This is a genomic window from Gemmatimonadaceae bacterium (assembly GCA_035533015.1).
Lineage (GTDB): Bacteria > Gemmatimonadota > Gemmatimonadetes > Gemmatimonadales > Gemmatimonadaceae > JAGWRI01.
Window position 1 is genome coordinate 1 of the sequence record DATLUQ010000053.1, and the last position, 18,389, is coordinate 18,389.

The 18,389-nt window shown below is 68.7% G+C and carries 12 protein-coding genes and 1 pseudogene; 8 read left to right on the plus strand and 5 right to left on the minus strand.

The window, feature by feature from the left end; translation table 11 throughout:
• On the plus strand, positions 1 to 3,247 hold a 3,247-nt coding region (locus VNF92_11430), incomplete at its 5' end, for a PDZ domain-containing protein (protein HVA58488.1).
• Between the two features lie 305 nt (positions 3,248 to 3,552).
• Here VNF92_11430 and VNF92_11435 read toward each other — a convergent pair.
• The gene (locus tag VNF92_11435; GenBank protein HVA58489.1) at positions 3,553 to 4,617 is read right to left on the minus strand and encodes a prenyltransferase; all 1,065 of its coding nucleotides are present in this window, start codon (positions 4,615 to 4,617) and stop codon (positions 3,553 to 3,555) included.
• A gap of 124 nt (positions 4,618 to 4,741) precedes the next feature.
• Here VNF92_11435 and VNF92_11440 point away from each other — a divergent pair, with 124 nt between their 5' ends.
• From VNF92_11440 to VNF92_11460, 5 genes are all read left to right on the plus strand, one after another.
• Positions 4,742 to 7,336 (plus strand): protein kinase, encoded by a 2,595-nt coding sequence (locus VNF92_11440; protein HVA58490.1) that lies wholly within the window; start codon positions 4,742 to 4,744, stop codon positions 7,334 to 7,336.
• A 23-nt stretch (positions 7,337 to 7,359) separates the two neighbouring features.
• On the plus strand, positions 7,360 to 8,766 hold the full coding sequence (locus VNF92_11445) for a serine hydrolase domain-containing protein (GenBank protein HVA58491.1): 1,407 nt from the start codon (positions 7,360 to 7,362) through the stop codon (positions 8,764 to 8,766).
• A gap of 4 nt (positions 8,767 to 8,770) precedes the next feature.
• Positions 8,771 to 10,870 carry a S9 family peptidase gene (locus tag VNF92_11450; GenBank protein HVA58492.1) on the plus strand — a complete coding sequence of 700 codons (2,100 nt, stop codon included), beginning with the start codon at positions 8,771 to 8,773 and terminating at the stop codon, positions 10,868 to 10,870.
• Positions 10,871 to 10,933: 63 nt separating this feature from the next.
• Positions 10,934 to 13,624, plus strand: coding sequence for a protein kinase (locus VNF92_11455; protein HVA58493.1), 2,691 nt, complete (start codon positions 10,934 to 10,936; stop codon positions 13,622 to 13,624).
• Complete coding sequence (locus tag VNF92_11460; protein ID HVA58494.1) at positions 13,621 to 14,592, plus strand: serine/threonine-protein kinase; 972 nt, start codon at positions 13,621 to 13,623, stop codon at positions 14,590 to 14,592. The genes VNF92_11455 and VNF92_11460 overlap by 4 nt, the downstream gene beginning before the upstream one ends.
• Positions 14,593 to 14,658: 66 nt before the next feature.
• Here VNF92_11460 and VNF92_11465 read toward each other — a convergent pair whose 3' ends face one another.
• The gene (locus tag VNF92_11465) at positions 14,659 to 15,072 is read right to left on the minus strand and encodes a DoxX family protein (protein ID HVA58495.1); all 414 of its coding nucleotides are present in this window, start codon (positions 15,070 to 15,072) and stop codon (positions 14,659 to 14,661) included.
• Between the two features lie 272 nt (positions 15,073 to 15,344).
• Between VNF92_11465 and VNF92_11470 the strand changes: the two genes are divergently transcribed.
• Entirely contained in the window at positions 15,345 to 15,791 is a 447-nt protein-coding gene (locus VNF92_11470) for a 3-hydroxyacyl-ACP dehydratase FabZ family protein (GenBank protein HVA58496.1), read from the plus strand.
• A gap of 10 nt (positions 15,792 to 15,801) precedes the next feature.
• Here VNF92_11470 and VNF92_11475 read toward each other — a convergent pair whose 3' ends face one another.
• Positions 15,802 to 16,377: a TMEM175 family protein gene (locus tag VNF92_11475; GenBank protein ID HVA58497.1), complete on the minus strand. Its 576-nt coding sequence runs from the start codon at positions 16,375 to 16,377 to the stop codon at positions 15,802 to 15,804.
• A 96-nt stretch (positions 16,378 to 16,473) separates the two neighbouring features.
• On the opposite strand from VNF92_11475, the gene VNF92_11480 reads away from it, so the two are divergent.
• The gene (locus tag VNF92_11480) at positions 16,474 to 17,034 is read left to right on the plus strand and encodes a hypothetical protein (protein ID HVA58498.1); all 561 of its coding nucleotides are present in this window, start codon (positions 16,474 to 16,476) and stop codon (positions 17,032 to 17,034) included.
• A gap of 210 nt (positions 17,035 to 17,244) precedes the next feature.
• Here VNF92_11480 and VNF92_11485 read toward each other — a convergent pair whose 3' ends face one another.
• Together VNF92_11485 and VNF92_11490 are read right to left on the minus strand one after the other, a co-directional pair.
• On the minus strand, positions 17,245 to 17,409 hold the full coding sequence (locus VNF92_11485) for a hypothetical protein (protein ID HVA58499.1): 165 nt from the start codon (positions 17,407 to 17,409) through the stop codon (positions 17,245 to 17,247).
• Between the two features lie 165 nt (positions 17,410 to 17,574).
• Positions 17,575 to 17,868: pseudogene (locus VNF92_11490) on the minus strand (hypothetical protein).
• Positions 17,869 to 18,389 lie beyond the last annotated feature (521 nt).

An 18,389-nucleotide genomic window follows, 5' to 3' on the forward strand; every position in this document is an offset into this window, starting at 1 on the left:
GTTCCCGGCAGTCGCCACCGCCCAATCCACCCGCCTCCTCCACCAGCCCGACGTCAGCGCCCGCTCCGTCGCCTTTGCCTACGCCGGCGACATCTGGATCGTGTCGAAGGATGGCGGCGACGCGCGGCGGCTGACCTCGTCACCCACCGTCGAGAGCGACCCGCACTTCTCGCCCGACGGCAAGTGGCTGGCCTTCACCGGCGAGTACGGCGGCAACCCCGACGTCTACGTGGTGGGGGTGAACGGCGGCACGCCGCGCCGCCTTACGTATCACCCGGGCGCGGATCTGGTGCGCGGCTGGACCCCCGACGGCCAGGACGTCGTCTTCGAATCGCAGCGCACCGGCATGCCCGACGGCGAGCCGCAGCTCTGGACCGTGCCGCTCGCCGGCGGCCTGGCCACGCGGCTTCCCGTGCCCCGCGCGCTGTACGGCGCCATCTCCCCCGACGGTAGCGAGCTGGCCTACCAGCTGGACCGCCCGTGGGAAATCGAGATGCAGCGCTACCGCGGCGGGCAGAACCAGCCCATCCGCGTGATGGATCTCAAGACGTCCGCGATGTACAAGCTGCCGTGGACCGACAGCCGCGACCAGCAGCCCGTCTGGCTGGGCAGCACGATCTACTTCATCTCCGACCGCGACTGGATGGCCAACCTCTGGTCGTACGACACGAAGACCAAGGTGCTCAAGCAGATCACGCATCATCGCAACTACGAGGTGGAGAGCGTGAACGCCGGCGCGGGCCTCGTGGCCTACGAGCAGGCCGGCGACGTGCACCTCTACGATCCGGCCACGGGGCAGGACCGCAAGCTCGACATCCGCGCCAGCGGCGACTTCCCATGGGCCATGCCGCACGCGGCGGACATCTCCAAGGCGCTCACCGCGCCGCAGCTCTCGCCCACCGGTGTGCGCGCGCTGTTCGAAGCGCGCGGCGACGTGATCACGGTGCCCACCGACAAGGGCACGTGGCGGAACCTCACGCACTCGTCGGGTATCGCCGACCGCACGCCCATCTGGTCACCCGACGGCAAGCAGATCGCCTGGTTCAGCGACAGCACGGGCGAGTACGAGCTGATGGTGGGCGATCAGGACGGCCTCACGCCGCCCAGGGCCTACAGGCTGGAGCACCCGACGTACTTCTACTCGCCAGAATGGTCGCCAGACGGCAAGAAGATCCTGTTCACCGACGCCGAGACGAACCTCTGGGTGCTCGACCTCGCGACGGGCCGCGAGACGCACGTGGATCAGGACAACTACACCTGGCCCAACCGCGACCTGGCGCCGTCGTGGTCTCCCGACTCGCGCTGGATTGCCTACCAGAAGCGGCTCCTCGGCTCGCAGTACCACGCCGTCTTCGCGTACGACGTGGCGGACAAGAGCACGCATCAGCTCACCAACGGGCTGTCCGACGTGATCGACCCCACGTGGGACCGCAGCGGCAAGTACCTGTTGTTCCTCGCGTCCACCGACTTCGCGCTCCACACCGGCTGGCTGGACATGAGTTCGTACAACCAGCCCGTGCAGCGCGGGGTGTATCTGGCCGTGCTGTCCAAGTCCGATCCGTCGCCGCTGCTCCCGCAGGCGGGGGACGAGCCGTCCGATTCCGCAAAGGCCGCCACAGCGGCCAGGCCCGACAGCACCAAGCCGGCTCCCAAGCCCGCCGCGGTGCACATCGACTTCGACGGATTCTCGCAGCGCATCGTCGCGCTCGATGTGCCGAGCCGCGACTACGCCGATCTCCACGCCGGAGCCGCGGGCGAGTATTACTACATCGAACACGTGCCCAATCATGCGGACGTCCTGCACCGCTACGACCTCAAGGAGCGGAAGGCGATCGCGCTCGTGGACGCGGCGGCCGAGGACTACGCGCTGTCGTTTGACGGCAAGAAGCTGCTCTATCAGGGCGCGACGCCCATGGGCATGCCCGACGGCCGCTGGGCGGTGGTGGACGCCGCCGGACCTGCGCCGGCGCCGGCCAAGGGGCTGCTCGCCACGTCCGACCTCAAGGTCACCGTGGATCCGATCGCCGAGTGGCGCCAGATCTTCGATGAAGCGTGGCGCATCGAGCGCGACTACCTGTATGTGGCCAACCTGAACGGCGCCGATTGGCCGGCGGTGAAGAAGAAGTACGAGGTCTTTCTGCCGTACGTCCGCCACCGCGCCGACCTCACGACGCTCCTGTCGCAGATGCAGGGCGAACTGACGGTGGGGCATAGCTTCGCCGGCGGCGGCGACCTGCCCAAAGCCGACGCGCTGCCGGCGGGACTGCTCGGCGCGGATCTCGAAGTGGCCAATGGCCGCTATCGCATTGCCAAGATCTACAGCGGCGAGAACTGGAATCCGTCGCTCCGCGCGCCGCTCTCGGCGCCCGGCGTGGACGTGCACCAGGGCGACTACATCCTGAGCGTGAACGGGGTCGATCTGGCGCCGCCGGAAAGTCCGTACGAGGCATTCATCGGCACGGTGGGCAAGCAGGTGCAGCTCCGCGTGAACAGCCGTCCGGTGATGGAGGGTTCGCACGTCGTGACCGTGGTGCCGATCGCCAGTGAAGGCGCGTTGCGCGAGCGCGACTGGATAGAAGGCAACCGCCGCATGGTGGATTCGCTCTCCCACGGGGAGCTCGCGTACGTGTACATCCCCGACACGGGCGAGGGGGGCTACACGAACTTCAACCGATACTACTTCGCGCAACAGAACAAGAAGGGCGCGGTGATCGACGAGCGATTCAATCACGGCGGCAGCATCGCCGATTACATGATCGACATCATGACGCGCCAGCTGCACGGCTACTTCAGCCAGCGGCTGGGCGACCGGTACACCGCGGTCACGGCGCCCGCGGCGGCGATCTGGGGTCCCAAGGTGCTGATCATCAATGAGATGAGCGGTTCGGGCGGCGACATGTTCCCGTACATGTTCCGCGAGATGCACATCGGGCCGTTGGTGGGCACCAAGACGTGGGGCGGGCTGGTGGGATGGGGCGGCGAGCCGCGGTTCGTGGACGGCGGATTCATCAGCGCGCCGAGCACGGGCTTCTACAACCCCGACGGCCAGTGGGACGTGGAGAACAAGGGGGTGCCGCCGGACATCGAGGTGGAGCAGACGCCCGCGGCGCGCAACGCGGGGCACGACCCGCAGCTGGAGCGTGCCGTGGCCGAAGCCATGAAGCTGCTCAAGGAGCACCCGGTGAATCTCAAGCCGGTGCCTCCGGGCCCCGACCGCATGCATCCCAAGGGCGACGGCGGGCGGTAGTCGCTGCACACGAAAGCGCCGGCGGCGGATCTTCCGTCGCCGGCGCTTTCGTGCGTTCTGGACGTTCGTCGCCGGCGATCAGCTCTCGCATCCGAGCATCAATGACTTGGATGCGGACAACCGACGGAGCGAACGGACAACGACGGAGACTTCAAATGATTTTGAAGAAGCGCTGACTGCCCAGTTCAGGCAGTCTCCGTTCGCCGTCCGTTCATTCCGGTGTCGTCCGCATCCAGATCTGAGTCATCCACCCGCGCCAACGGGCTCACCCCGCGCACCGTCAACTCCGAAACGCACCAGAACAACTACAACCGGACCGCGGGCAAGGCGGCGCCGAGCGCCAGTCCCGCCACGTACAGCCAGCCGAACATCCGGTTGTGCACCAGGCACACGCGATGGTACCAGAGGGGCCAGCCCACGTACCCCGCCGGCGGCTGGCTGGGCGCCGGCGCCGACATCACGCGCACCGCGCGGACCGCGCGCGGCGCGGCAAACAGCACGAGCAGCGCGAACGGCGTGAGCGCGCCCGCGGCCACGCCCACCGCGATCACGACGTACATCGCCACCACCGATGCCCGGTTCAGCAGCCGCGCCCGGCGTTCGCCCAGCACCACCGGCAGCGTCCGCTGGTGCTTGCCCGCGTCGAACTGCCGCTGGTCGATGTGCTTGCCCACGAGAATGGACATCACGCCGAGTCCGTACGGAATGGAGGCCAGCAGGGCCGCGTTGGACGCCTGGCCCGCAATCACGTAGTAGCCGCCGGCCACCATGAGCGGGCCCCACACCACGAACGCGGCGAGCTCGCCCAGTCCGAGTTCCTTGAGCGCGCGGGGCGCGGCGTCGTAGGCCCAGAGCAGCAGCGCGCCCACGGCCACGAGCAGCACCGCCGGGAGGCCCCGCAGCGCGATGAAGTACACGCCGATGGCGGCGGCGATCGTGGCCAGCACCGCCAGCCCAGACACGAGCAGTCGCGCGCTCACGGCGCCGCTCAGCAGCGGGTGCACCGTGTAGCGCCGGCGCGGCGAATCGTCGGTGTCGTGGCCGCGCCGGGCGCCGAAATAGTCGTTTGACAGATTGCTGATGGCGTGGAGCACCACGTACCCCACCAGCACGAGCATGAACGGGACGACGGCGAAGCGGCGGTCGGTGAGCGTCAGCAGGCCCGCCAGCAGCGCCGCCTGGAAGGAGATCACGAGGATCACGCTGCGCGCCGAGTAGAGGAATCGCGCGATCGGATCGAGCTGCGCCATCTCCTCGGCAAGCGGCGGATAGAAGCCGGTGAACGCGCGGGCCCATTCGCGGGGGCCGCGCCCGGTGGGGCGGCGGCCGGCCGGAACGACGGCGGATGGTGCAGACGGCGTTTTGGTCATGCCCAAAGATACCGGGCGGCGCGGGCCGGGCCACGCCGTGGCTGGCGCCTCGGGATCGGCCGGCCGGTAGGGAGGGCGCCGGCCTCCCTCTGGCGCTCGGACCCTGGCGAGGGCAGTTTAGCCCGTGCCCGAAACCCCGCATCTCACCGCCGCCCTCAGCGACCGCTATGTCATCGAGCGCGAAATCGGCGCCGGCGGCATGGCCGTGGTGTACCTGGCCCACGACCGCAAGCTGGAGCGGCAGGTGGCGCTCAAGGTGCTGCGCCCGGAGTTGGGCGCCGTGCTCGGCGCCGAGCGATTCCTGACCGAGATCAAGATCTCGGCGCGGCTGGATCATCCGCACATCCTCACGCTCATCGACTCGGGCGACGCCGACGGCATGCTGTACTACGTGCTGCCGTACGTGCGCGGCGAGACACTGCGCGAGAAGCTGGTCCGCGAACATCAGCTGGGGCTGGACGAGGCGTTGGCGATCACCAAGCAGGTGGCCAGCGCGCTGGACTACGCGCACCGCCAGGGGCTGGTGCACCGCGACATCAAGCCGGAGAACATCCTGCTGCAGGAAGGCGAGGCGATGCTCACCGATTTTGGCATCGCGCTCGCCATCAAGGAAGCCGGCGGCAACCGCCTCACGCAGACGGGACTGTCGCTGGGCACGCCGCAGTACATGAGCCCCGAGCAGGCCACCGGCGACCGCGGCATCGACGCCCGCGCCGACGTGTACTCGCTGGCCTCGGTGCTCTACGAGATGCTGGCCGGCGAGCCGCCGGTGACCGGCGCCAGCGCGCAGGCAATGATCGCCAAGCTGATGACGGAGAAGCCCACGCGTCTGCGCGTGCTGCGCGACACGGTGCCGGAGGGCGTGGACGCCGCCGTGGCCAAGGCGCTCGCCAAGACGCCGGCCGATCGCTTCGCCACCGCGGACGAATTCGCGCGGGCGCTCGACGCGGGGGTCACGCGCGCGAACAGGGCCGCCACGGCGCCCGCGGCCAGGAGCCGCGTGCCGCTGCTCGCCGGCGCCGCGGTGCTCGTGCTGGCGGTCGGCGCGGGTGCGTTCGCCATGCGCGCGCGGTCCGGCCACGACAGCGCGGGCGCCTCGCTCGGGCAGAAGACGCAGTTGACGGTGTCGGGGGGCATCTACTACCCCGCGATCTCACCCGACGGAAAGCAGCTCGCCTTTGCCGCGCGCCACTGCACCGGCGCCGATTGCACCTACTCCATCGTGGAGCAGGACGTGGGCGGCACGACCACGCGGTCGATCCTCGACGGCGCCACGTCGGTGTACGACCTCCATTGGAGTCCGGACCGGCGCAATCTGATCTTCAACGGCACCGTGGGCGGGCGGTTGGCCAGCTATCTCCTGTCGGCACTCGGCGGACCGCCGCGCTTTCTCACCACGGGCGTGGCGGCCTTCTACGCCGACGGCGACTCGCTGCTGCTCGGATCGTCGAATGCGCAGGACTCCGTGTACTGGGTCGGGGTGGCCGGACTGGACGGCGTGGTGCACGACAGCATCGCCGTGCACGGCAAGGGGCAGTTCCTCGCCGGCCTCTCCGCCATTCCCGGCACGCGGTGGATCCTCACGCTCATCGTCCAGGCGCCGCACGGGCTCTGGCAGGTGATCGGCCGCGACGGCAAGGTGGCCGACCACGTGGTCAATCAGTGCACGTGCGGCGGCATCGGCACGGTGGACGCCGTGTGGCTCGACCGCGCCGGCGACGCGGCGGGGGAGTCGGTCGTCCGCATCGCCATCGATCCGGCCACGGGGCACCTGGCCGCGAAGCAGGACACGATGGTCACCGGAATCTTCACCAACGTCTCCATCACCGCCGACGGCGCGAAGATGGTGATGGACCAGGGGGCGCTCGACTACGGGGTGTGGACCACGACGGTGCCGGAGCTGGTGCAGGGCCATCTCACCGAGGACCACCGCTTCGCGCATGCGTCGAACAGCGTCCTCTCGTGGGTCTCGCCCGACGGCGGACGGCTGCTGGTGCGCCGGGTGGTGCCGACCACCGGGGATCACACCGAGGCGCGGTTCAGCGTGCGTCCGTTCGACGGAACGGCGGAAACGCCGCTCCCGGCAACCGGCGCCATTCAACGCGCCACGTGGGTGGACTCGACCTCGGTGGCCACCGTGACGTTGACGCAGAGCGGGAGCACGCACTTCGCGGTAGTCGACGTCCGCACCGGCGCCGAGCGCAACGGGTTCGACGTGCCCGACTCCTCGGTCGCCGGCGCCGTGCCGGTGGCGAACGGCTGGGCCTGGATCCCGATTGCGCGCAACCGGCTGTTCATCGAGCAGAATGGCAAGCGACGGACGGTGGCGCTGCCGGCATGGTACGCCTCGATCTTCTCGGTGATCCCGGATGCGGCGCACGGTCGCGTGTTCGTCGCCGGCTACAACCGCTCCACGGGCGATACGCTCGGCGTGTCGGCCGTGAACGTGGCCGATGGCGCCACGACGCAGTGGGCGTCGGCGTTTGCAGAGGACGGCGAGATCTCACCGCTCGACGGCGGCGCCGTGTTCCTGGCTGTGCACCACACCGAAAACGCGTACGAGTTGTACCGCCTCACGGGTCCTGGTGCAATGCAGCGGCTGGGCGCGCCGCCAATGCCGCTCTTCCAGATCAGCGTTTCGGGCGATCTCAAGCGCGCCACCGTGGTGCAGAGGAACTACAACGCCGACGCCTGGATGTACAACGTCGTGAAGCGCTGACGCGCCGCTACGGAGCAATGCCCATGACGGACCGGATCGTGTCGACCGTCCAGAGAGCCGGAGCGATCCTCCTGCTCACCCTCGCCGCGGCGCCCCTGGCCGCGCAGCACTCCTTAGACGCCCGGGTCGACTCCATCGCCGGCGCCGTGCTCCAGCAGACCGGCGTGCCCAGCGCTTCGGTCGCCGTCGTACGCGACGGCCGCATCGCCTACGCCCACGCCTACGGCGACGCCAAGATCGACCCCGCGACGCCCTCCACCGCCGCCCTCCGCTACAGCATCGGCTCGATCAGCAAGCAGTTCGCCGCCTCGTGCATCCTCCTCCTCCAGCAGGAGGGCAAGCTCTCGCTGGACGACAAGGTCTCGCGCTGGTTCCCCGGCCTGACCCGCGCCAACGAGGTCACCGTCCGCGAGCTGCTCTCGCACACCTCCGGCTATCAGGATTACTGGCCCCAGGACTACGTGCCGCCCTTCATGCTCCAGCCCACCACGGCCCAGGCGATCATGGACCGCTGGGCCAAGCGGCCGCTGGACTTCGCCCCCGGCACGCGGTGGCAGTACAGCAATACGAATTACGTAATAGCCGGCGCCATCGTGGAGAAGGTGAGCGGCGTGCCTTTCTTCGCTTTCCTCCGCACGCACGTCCTGGCGCCGCTGGGCCTCTCCTCCGCGGCCGACATCGACGTGAGCCACGTGACCGAAGCGGAAGCCACGGGCTACATGCGCTTCGCCCTCGGGCCGCTCCACCCCGCGCCCAAGGAAGCGAAGGGCTGGCTGTTCGCCGCCGGCGAGCTGGCCATGACACCGAGCGACCTCGCCACGTGGGACATCGCGATGATGAACGAGCGCCTGCTCGCCCCGGCTTCGTACCACGAGATGGAGACCGAGGTGCGGCTGCGGAGCGGCGTGGGCACGGGATACGGACTCGGCGTGTTCGTGCGCCTGTTCTCGGGCCACCGCCTGATCGAGCACGACGGCGAGGTCTCGGGCTACACCGCCGAGAACATGGTCTTCCCCGACGACCACGCCGCGGTGGTCGTGCTCACCAACCAGGACGCGGCGCCCGCCGCGGCGGCCATCGCCCAGTCCGTCGGCCAGCTCCTCTTCACCACCGAGGACGCCGAAACCAGCGCCCGCGTCGCCCAGGCGCGCCGGATCTTCGTCGGCCTCCAGCAGGGGACGCTCGATCGCTCCCTCTTCACCGGCGACGGCAACGCCTATTTCAGCGCCCAGGCCATCCAGGACTTCGCGTCGAGCCTCGCGCCCCTGGGGGCGCCCCGCGCGTTCACCCAGATCTCCCAGGGCCTGCGCGGCGGGATGGTGCTCCGCGTGTTCCGCGCGGTATTCGCCGATCGGTCGCTGCGCGTCTGGACCTTTCAGACGCCCGACGGCAAGCTCGAACAATACCAGGTAGCCCCCTTCGGAGGCTGATCATATGAGTATCAGAATGTCGTCCGCGATCGTCCTCGCCGCCGCCGCCCTCGCCGCCGCGCGCCCGGCCTCCGCCCAGGGCACGGACACGACGGCCGCCGACACCGCCGGCCCGCACACCACGTTCCGGCTCGCCGATCTCCGCCGCCTGGCGCAGGTGAGCAGCCCCGCGATCAGTCCCGACGGACGGGAGATCGCGGTCATCGTGTCGCGGCCGGACTGGAAGGACGACAAGGCGCGCCGCGAGCTCGACCTGATCGACGTCGCCGACGGCTCCAGCCGCCCCCTGACGTACGAGCGCGACGGCGTCGGCTCGCCCCAGTGGTCGCCCTCGAGCGACCGGCTCGCCTTCGTCGCGCCGGACACGTCCACCAAGAAGGGCCAGATCTGGGTGCTGAGCATGAAGGGCGGCGACCCGATCCGCCTCACCGATTCGAAGACCGGCGTCGCGTCGTACTCGTGGAGCCCCGACGGGCGCACCATCGCCTACGTCGCGCAGGACACCGTGCCCGATCCCAAGGCCATCAAGCACCACGAGGACGGCTTCCAGATCACGCTCGACAACTACCAGATCCGCGCCGCGGTCCAGCCCTGGCATCTGTGGATCATCCCCGCGAACGGCGGCAAGGCCAAGCGCCTCACCGCCGGCCGCTGGAGTCTCGAGACCGAACCTGGCGGCGCGGCGCCGCCCGCGTGGAGCCGCGACGGCAGGTCCCTCGTCGTGGTCCGCCATTCGAGCGTCTGGTTCGGAAATGCCTATCGCTCTTCGCTCGTGCGCGTCGACACCTCGGCGGCCGCCGACTCCACGCCGCAGCTGCTCGTCGGCACGCCCGACACCGCCGCCGTGCGCGTCGGGACTACTGGCGATACGCTGTTCGCGGGGGAGGGCGCCGATCGCCCCGAGTTCGCGCGCACGGGAACCGCGCTCGCGTTCGTGCGCGCCCGCGGCGGCGACCTGAACAACGGCAATGCCGTGTACGTCGCGCGGGACGGCGCGGTGCGCGACGCCACCGCCGACATGGCGCGCAACGTCGGCGGCTTCGCCTGGCTCCCCGACGGCCGGTCCTTCCTGCTCACGGGACAGCTCGGCGCGCGCACGGTCATGTGGACCAAGTCCGACAATGCGCCGGCCCGTCTTCTCGATCTGGGCGACGTGCAGCCCTCGGGAGGGATGAGCGTTTCGGACAGCGGAGCCGTGGCGTTCGTCGGTCGCACGACGGGCCAGCCCGGCCAGCTCTACTACCTGGCCTCGCCGAACGCGACGCCGAAGCAGCTCACCCATTTCAACACGTTCCTCGACTCGCTGCACCTGGGCCGGGTGGACACGGTCGCGTGGGATGGGCCCGACGGCTTTCGCGAGGACGGCGTGCTCACCTATCCCCCGGGTTACGAGAAGGGGACTGAGCTTCCGCTGGTTCTCGTGGTCCACGGCGGTCCGGGGTCGGCGTCCACGGGAATCTTCTCGCCGCTGCCGCAGCTCCTGGCCGCGAAGGGCTTCCTGGTGTTCGAGCCCAACTACCGGGGCAGCACGAATCTCGGCGACCGGTTTCAGCACGCCATCTTCCGCAACACCGGCGACGGTCCCGGCAAGGACGTCATGGCGGGGCTGGCCGCGGTCGAGAAGCTGGGCGTGGTGGATACGAGCCGCATTGGCGTGTCGGGCTGGTCGTACGGCGGCTACATGACCACCTGGCTCACCGGCCATTACCATTTGTGGAAGGCGGCCGTGGCCGGCGCCGCACTCACCGACTGGGTCATGGACTACACCATCGCCTTCTACCAGCAGGGCGATCTGTACTTCTTCGGCGGTTCGCCGTGGAGCAAGGAATACTGGGATATCTGGCGTGAGCAGTCGCCCATCGCCTACGCCCGGAACGTGACCGCGCCCACCCTCGTCATGGGCGACGTCGGCGATCCCAACGTGCCCATCGTGAACAGCCTCGAGTGGTATCACGCCATCCGGGACAACGGCGTCGAGACCCAGTTCTGGGCCTACCCGGCCGACACGCACTTCCCGGGCGACATCGTCCGCCAGACCGACATCTACGGCCGCTGGATCGACTGGATGGTGCGCCATCTCAAACCGGGCGACTGGCAGAAATAGCCGCGATCCCGCGCCACTCCCCGGCGCGCTGGCACAAAGCCGGGCCGGACCGCATCTTTGCCCATGGCCAGCGACATCGCCCGCCTCACCACCGCGCTCGCCGACCGCTACCGCATCGAGCGCGCGCTCGGAGCGGGCGGGATGGCGACCGTCTATCTCGCGCACGACTTCAAGCACGACCGCAAGGTCGCGATCAAGGTCCTGAAGCCCGAGCTGGCCGCGGTATTGGGCGCCGACCGCTTCGTGCAGGAGATCAAGACCACGGCGGCGCTGAGCCACCCGCACATCCTGCCGCTCTTTGATTCGGGCACCGCCGACGGGCAGCTCTACTACGTCATGCCCTACATCGAGGGCGAGACGCTGCGCGAGAAGCTGAACCGCGAGACGCAGCTCGGCATCGACGAGGCGGTGAGAATCACCACCGAGATCGCCGACGCGCTCGACTACGCGCACCGGCACGGCGTGATCCACCGCGATATCAAGCCGGAGAACATCCTGCTGCACGACGGGCGCCCGATGGTGATGGACTTCGGGATCGCGCTCGCCGTGAGCGCGGCCGCTGGCGGGCGGATGACGGAGACCGGACTGAGTCTCGGCACGCCGCACTACATGTCGCCCGAGCAGGCCACGGCGGACAAGGAGATCACCGCCCGCAGCGACATCTACTCGCTGGCCACGGTGCTCTACGAGATGCTCGCCGGCGAGCCCCCGCACACGGGGAACTCGGCGCAGCAGATCATCATGAAGATCGTCACCGAGGATGCCGCTCCGGTCACGAAGCTCCGCAAATCGGTCCCACCGAACGTCGCGGCGGCGCTCGCCAAGGCGCTGGAGAAGTTGCCCGCGGACCGCTTCGGGAGCGCGAAGGCATTTGCCGAGGCGCTGAGCAATCCCGCGTTCACCACCGGCGCCATCGCCGGTGCACCGCCTTCGACGTCGGCGGTCACGCACGCGCCGGCGTTCCGATTGATGACGGCGGTCGCCGTCGTCGCCGTGGTCGTTGCAGCCTGGGGATGGCTGCGGCCGCGGCCCGAGGCCCCGCTCATCCGATACGGCCTCGCGCTGCCCGAGGGCGCGCAGGTGTCGCCGGCAAACCCGCAGGCGCCCGTCGTCGCGTCCGACGGATCCTTCCTCGTCTACATCGGACTCGTGCCCGGTCTGCCGTCCGCGCAGCAGGTCTGGATCAAGCGCCGCGATCGCGCGTCGGCCACCCCCATCTCCGGGACGATCGGCGCCACCGACGTCGCCGTGTCCCCCGACGGGCGCTCGATTGCCTTCACGACGGGTCGCGGGCTCAAGACGGTGACGCTCGCGGGCGGCGCTCCGGTGACGCTGGCCGATTCGGTGAACTCGGGCTTCGGGATCGCCTGGCTCGACGACGGGAACATTGCCTACTCCGGCGTCGCAACCGGCAACGCCCCCGCGCTGCGATTGATTCCCGCCACCGGCGGTCCGAGCCGCGTCATCTCCAGCTCCGACACCCTGGCCTCGATGAATCCGGCGGCGCTTCCCGGGAATCGCGGCATCCTCTTCAGCCGCTGCGGAGGCGGGAGCCCGTGCACGCCGTGGGTCTACGACCTGCGCAAGAACGCCCAGCATCTCGTGGCCGGGATGGTGGGCGCGTTCGACGGAGCGCCGCAGTACACGGCCTCGGGGCAGCTTCTGTACCTCCAGAACGGCGTGCTGATGGCTGCGCCCTTCGACCTCGACGGGCTGCGCGTGACCGGCACTCCGGTCATGCTCGGCGACAGCGCCGCGGCGTTTTCCCTCTCCCGCTCCGGCACCCTCGTCCTCTTCTCGGGGGCGGCCGGCTTCGGCGGCCTGCGCTACCAGTTGGTCTGGGTTGACCGCACGGGGCGCGAGACGCCCGTGGATACGTCGTTCACCTTCCGGCTCACGCAGGCGCTCTCGGATGCCGGGTGGTCCCTCTCGCCAGACGGCACGCGACTCGCCATCGGCCTCAACACCGAGACGGGAGACGCGGTCTGGGTCAAACCGCTCCCGAACGGGCCCGCGTCTCGCATCACCTTCGGCGCGGACGCACAGTACCGTCCGCGTTGGACACCAGACGGCCGGTCGGTGCTCTTCGCCTCCAACCATCTGCCGTACGGCATCTACGAGCGGCGTGCCGACGGTACGGGCGCCGACTCTCTCCTCGTCCGCGCCAGGTTCGCCACGCAGGAGGGCGTGCTGACGCACGACGGCAAGTGGCTGCTCGTGCGTGACGGCGGGAACCCCGGGCCGGGTGGGCGCGACATCTACGGCATCCAGCTCGGCGTGGACACCGCCCTGCGACCGGTGCTCGCCACGCGATTCGACGAGGAGGCGATCGCGCCGTCCCCCGACGGCCACTGGCTGGCGTACCAATCCGACGAAGCGGGGAAGACCGAGGTGTTCATCCGCTCCTTCCCCGACCTCAATCGCGAGAAGCGGCAGGTATCGAGTGGGGGAGGCCGGGCACCGCTCTGGTCGCGCGACGGCCGCGAGCTGTTCTACTTGAGCGGCGACGACGACATGATGGCGGCGCGCGTGGCGATCGTCGGGACGAGCCTCACGGTGGGCGTGCCCGTGAAGCTCTTCCACGTGCCCGCGGACCTGCTGCAGATGGAGACGCTGTACTACACGCCCTGGGACGTGGCGCCCGACGGCCGGTTCATCATGGCCCGCGCGCTCGGCATGCAGGCGGGATCCACCGGCACGATCGTGGTGGCGGAGAACTTCCTGCAGGAACTCGAGGCAAAGGTGAAGCGGTGACGGACGCAACAGCCCGCCTGGCCTTGGCCCTCGCGTCGCGCTACCGCCTCGACCGCCAGATCGGCGCCGGGGCCATGGCCACGGTCTATCTCGCCCAGGACCTCAAGCACCATCGTCCGGTGGCGATCAAGGTCCTCAAGCCCCAACTGACCGCCACGCTCGGCGGCGAACGGTTCCTGCGTGAGGTCGAGATCTCCGCGCGACTCACCCATCCCCTCATCCTCGGTCTCTTCGACTCGGGCGAGCTGGGCGGCTTTCTCTTCTACGTCATGCCGTACGTCGAGGGCGAATCCCTCCGCGCGAGGCTCGATCGCGAAGGACCGCTGCCCGTGGCCGAGGCCTGCCATATCCTGCGCGACGTGGCCGACGCGCTCGCATATGCGCACCGGCATGGCGTCGTGCATCGGGACATCAAGCCCGACAACATCCTCCTGGCCGACGGACACGCCATGATCGCCGACCTTGGCGTGGCCAAGGCCGTGAGCGACGCGTCGGCGGACGACCTGACGCGCGCCCGGCTCACGATGCCGGGGACCACCGTCGGCACCCCGGCCTACATGGCGCCGGAACAGGCCGCTGCCGATCCCGACATCGACGCGCGGGCGGATCTCTACGCTTTTGGCGTCGTGGCGTACGAGATGCTGAGCGGCCGGCCGCCGTTCACTGGTGCCACCACGCAGCAGGTGGTGGCCGCGCACGTCAGCCGCGCGCCAGAGCCGCTGGCCAAGTTCCGCGCCGGGCTCCCCACCGCCGTCGAGGCGCTCGTCATGCAATGCCTGGAAAAGGACCCGGCCAAGCGTCCGCGTGACGCCGGCGCGTTGCTGCCCGTGCTCGAGGCGGCGGCCACGGTGGGCGGTGCCTCGGCGCGGGGCCAGGGGCGCCGCAGTTCGTGGACCTGGGCATCGATCGCCGTTGCGCTGGCCATCGCGGCGGTGGTCGCGTATTTCGCGATGAATCGCGGGACCTGACCCGCGCTCTGGCCCCGAGCGCCGAAGTTGATCTCCCGCGATCGTGCTGCGGGCCCTCGCAGCGCCTCAGTTCGTGGCGGCGCGGCGCGAGGCGATCCATGCGTCCACGCTCCACGGACCGCCGCCGGTGGCCGACAGGTATAGCCACAAGAAGCAGAACAACACCGGCAATTCGCCGTGGTTGAGAATGGGCCAGAACCCCGCCTTGGCGTGCATCTTGAAGTACGCCACCGCCATCTCGCCCGAGAGCACGAACGCCACGGGACGCGTGAACAGGCCGACGAGCAGCAGCAGGCCGCCGAAGGTCTCGAGGATGCCGGCCGTGCCCCACAGCGTGAACAGGTGGAAGGGTGGATGCTGGCCCGCGCCGGGCAGGCCGAACAGCTTCTGCGTGCCGTGCGCCATGAAGACGAAGGCGGCCATGATGCGGAGCAGGCTCAGCAGTCGGGGGGACCATCGGGCGGAGAATGACTGGGACATGAATGCCGGAATAGGGGAACGGAGATGATGCGTCTTGGTAAACCCCGGCCAACTGCACGGAGTTCCGTCCGTGGGCCCGCGGGTTGCCGATGGTCCGCCCGGGTCGCGGGGCACGGAGAAACGCGCCCGTCCGCCAAAACGTAGAATCTCGTAGATTGGAGGACCACCTTCACCTCGCGCGCGGAGTTCTCGATGAATTCAGGCCAGACCTTTGTGCTGCTGATGACCACCGTCATCTGCTCCACGGTCGCCTTCGTCATCACGCCGCACTGATGACGACGCTCGACGCCACCGCCATCGAAGCGCTGCTGCCCCATCGCCATCCCTTCCTGCTCGTCGATCGCATCGAACTCGTGGAGCCGGGCCGCCGCGTGGTGGGGTACAAGCGCATCACGGCCGACGAATGGTGGATGGAGGGCCTCGCGCCCGCGGCCGCCGGCCTCGCCGAGATGCCGCACAGCCTCGTGCTCGAGGCGCTGGCCCAGACCAGTGGGGCGCTGGTGCGCGACCTGCTCGACGGCGCCGACCGCGCGTTGGCCTACTTCATGGGCGCCGATCGCGTGCGGCTGCGCCGCCGCGCCCTGGCGGGCGACCAACTGCAGCTCGACGTCTCGCTCCGCCAGTGGCGCCGCGGCCTCTGCCGGGCGCACGCCCGCGCCTCGATCGATGGCGAAACGGTCCTCTCTGCCGATCTGACGACCGTCGTGCGCGGCGCCTGACGCGCCGCGCTCACCCGGCCAGTCGCGCTTCGATGCGCCGGTCGGGGACGATCCACATCAGCGCCACCGCCACGTACAGCGCGTCGGAGATCCACGGGCTCACGAACGCGAGCGGGATGGCGGCCACGTATAGCAATTCCGATATGTGCTCCTTGCGGCCGCGCCCCACGGCCCGCGCGAGCAGCGAATCGGGGCCGAGTTCGGCGAGGATGGCGCCGAGCAGCACGCGGTACGAGAGCGCCGACAACAGCAGCACCACCCCGTAGACGGCGGTCGGCAGCGCGGCGAAGTGGTTCTCCCCCATCCACCCGGTGACGAAGGGCGTGAGCGACAGCCAGAACAACAGGTGCAGGTTCGCCCACAGGATCTTGCCGTTGATGTGGCCGGCGGCGTGCAGCATGTGGTGGTGGTTGGTCCAGTAGATCCCCAGGAAGGTGAAGCTGAGCACGTAGGTGAGGAACACCGGCAACAGGGGGCGCAGCGCGCCGAGATCGGCCCCCTGGGGCACCCGGAGTTCCAACACCATGATCGTGATCAGAATGGCCAGCACTCCGTCGGTGAACGCTTCGAGCCGTTCCTTGCTCATGTCGTCGCTCCGTGACTTGACGGAACTGCCTGGCGGTCCGCACGTTCATGCGACGCCGTTCCCATGCAGTGGCCTGTACCCCAACCGGAGGTCCCCATGGTAGGCATGCGAGGCCTGTGGCTCCCCATCGTGCTGTCGGCGGTGATCGTGTTCGTGGTGAGTTCCATCATTCACATGATGCTCCCCTGGCACAAGGGCGATTACCCGGCGGTTCCCGACCAGGATAAGGTGCTCGACGCGCTGCGTCCGTTCAACCTTCCCCCCGGCGACTACATGCTCCCACGGTGCAAGGACATGGCGGAGATGAGGACCGACGCGTTCAAGGAGAAGCTGAAGCGCGGGCCGGTGCTCATGATGACCGTGATGCCCAACGGCCAACCCGGCATGGGGTCGAACCTTTCGCTCTGGTTCATCTATGCCCTGGTCGTCAGCTTCTTCTCGGCGTACATCACGGGCCGCGCGCTGCCCTCGGGCGCGACCTATCTCCAAGTCTTCCGGTTCGCCGGCGCCACGGCATTCCTCTCCTACTCGTTGGCGCTCTGGCAGATGTCCATCTGGTATCGCCGCGATTGGAGTCTGACCATCAAGGCGACGATCGACGGATTGATCTACGCCGGCCTCACCGCCGGTACCTTCGGATGGCTCTGGCCGCGATAGGCTGACCGCCACCACGCGCCACGCCAGCGCGATCACCACCGACCGCCGAGTCCCGCCGCGCAGCGGGGCTCGGCGGTCGGCGATTCGGGGCCGCTATCTGGACGATCCGCCCTTCGCCGCCGGATGGGCGACCGTCCCTGCCATGGGAGGAGCGAACCCACGATCAGGCTGGAGGGGCAGGCCGCGATATTTTCCAGGTGGATGCTTCACTTACTCGACCCGTTCCGCCTTCGCCTCGAGAACGCGTGCGATTCGCTCAAGCGAATGGCGAATGCCGACGATCTCAGCCACCAGCCACACCGCCATCAGCAGCGGCAGAAGTACGATGATCCGCGAAAACAGATACGGCACTGGTCCAGAGCCGCCGAAGTTCATGGCGTGGTCCCGGGGAAGGGGATGGATTCCAACGTCCAAGTTCACCTGCAAGGGAATCAGATGACCGCGCGCGGCGCAGCCACGCGCAATCCTCAGCTCCCTTATCAGGTGCAACGAACGTTAGGTTTCAATGCCGTCTAACGAACGCTGAAGCCGACGAGCGACCTATTGATTGCTCGCTTCGCTCGCTTTTATTTGACTCGCTCGCAGCTTAGCTAGTGTCGGTCCTGAAACTCTGATGCGGGCCGTTTCGGTGGTCTGACGCGAGTGACGCGTCCGGGAATGGTGTTCCTCGTACTTGATCGTGCGCCGGAGTCGCACGACGAAGATATTGTTGCGCCAGCAGCCCCGGCCATCCATGCTGATCCGAATGCCTTGATCGCGCAGCAGGCCGGTGAACGCGGCACTGGTAAACTGCGCCGCCTGGTCGGTGTTGAAGATCTCGGGCCGGCCGTACCGGTCACTTGGCTCCGGACCGCCTGCACGGCCCCTCGCCAAATCTGCGCCCCTCACCCACTTTCGAGGGCAGACATCGCCTCCTGACCAGTCCGATATGGCTGTTTCTGGATGGAGACTAAGTAAGAGTCCTGAGAGGTCTTGGCGGTTGGATTGCACAACTTGACACCGGTGGTGCCACCGGCGTTCCGTTCCAATTGCATGTCGTGGTACGACGCCATGCTCGCCCGACGGTCAGATGTTTCTTGATTGTGGAGTTGATCTGATGCGCCTACTTGGCGCGCTGTTGGCGACCTGCCTTGGCTGCGGTGCCACCGCCTGCAATGAGGCACCGAGTGGTCCGGCGCGGCCAAACATTGCAGCGGCCGTGACGGGTGCCGCCGCGGCTGCTCTGCAGCCCGACGGCACCTTCAAACTCGCCTCGCTCCCTCCGGGCTCGGTCACGCCCGCTCAAGCCCGTGCGTTGTCGACCGCGTACGTACACGACGCTGGCATATTCCTGGCTCCTTCATGGGAATATGATC

Bases quoted from the DNA above. Each gene is read 5' to 3' on its own strand.
- VNF92_11485 (HVA58499.1), bottom strand. From the start codon at position 17,409: ATGAACTTCGGCGGCTCTGGACCAGTGCCGTATCTGTTTTCGCGGATC.
- VNF92_11480 (HVA58498.1), top strand. From the start codon at position 16,474: ATGGTAGGCATGCGAGGCCTGTGGCTCCCCATCGTGCTGTCGGCGGTG.
- VNF92_11450 (HVA58492.1), top strand. From the start codon at position 8,771: ATGAGTATCAGAATGTCGTCCGCGATCGTCCTCGCCGCCGCCGCCCTC.
- VNF92_11455 (HVA58493.1), top strand. From the start codon at position 10,934: ATGGCCAGCGACATCGCCCGCCTCACCACCGCGCTCGCCGACCGCTAC.
- VNF92_11465 (HVA58495.1), bottom strand. From the start codon at position 15,072: ATGTCCCAGTCATTCTCCGCCCGATGGTCCCCCCGACTGCTGAGCCTG.
- VNF92_11435 (HVA58489.1), bottom strand. From the start codon at position 4,617: ATGACCAAAACGCCGTCTGCACCATCCGCCGTCGTTCCGGCCGGCCGC.
- VNF92_11475 (HVA58497.1), bottom strand. From the start codon at position 16,377: ATGAGCAAGGAACGGCTCGAAGCGTTCACCGACGGAGTGCTGGCCATT.
- VNF92_11470 (HVA58496.1), top strand. From the start codon at position 15,345: ATGACGACGCTCGACGCCACCGCCATCGAAGCGCTGCTGCCCCATCGC.
- VNF92_11445 (HVA58491.1), top strand. From the start codon at position 7,360: ATGACGGACCGGATCGTGTCGACCGTCCAGAGAGCCGGAGCGATCCTC.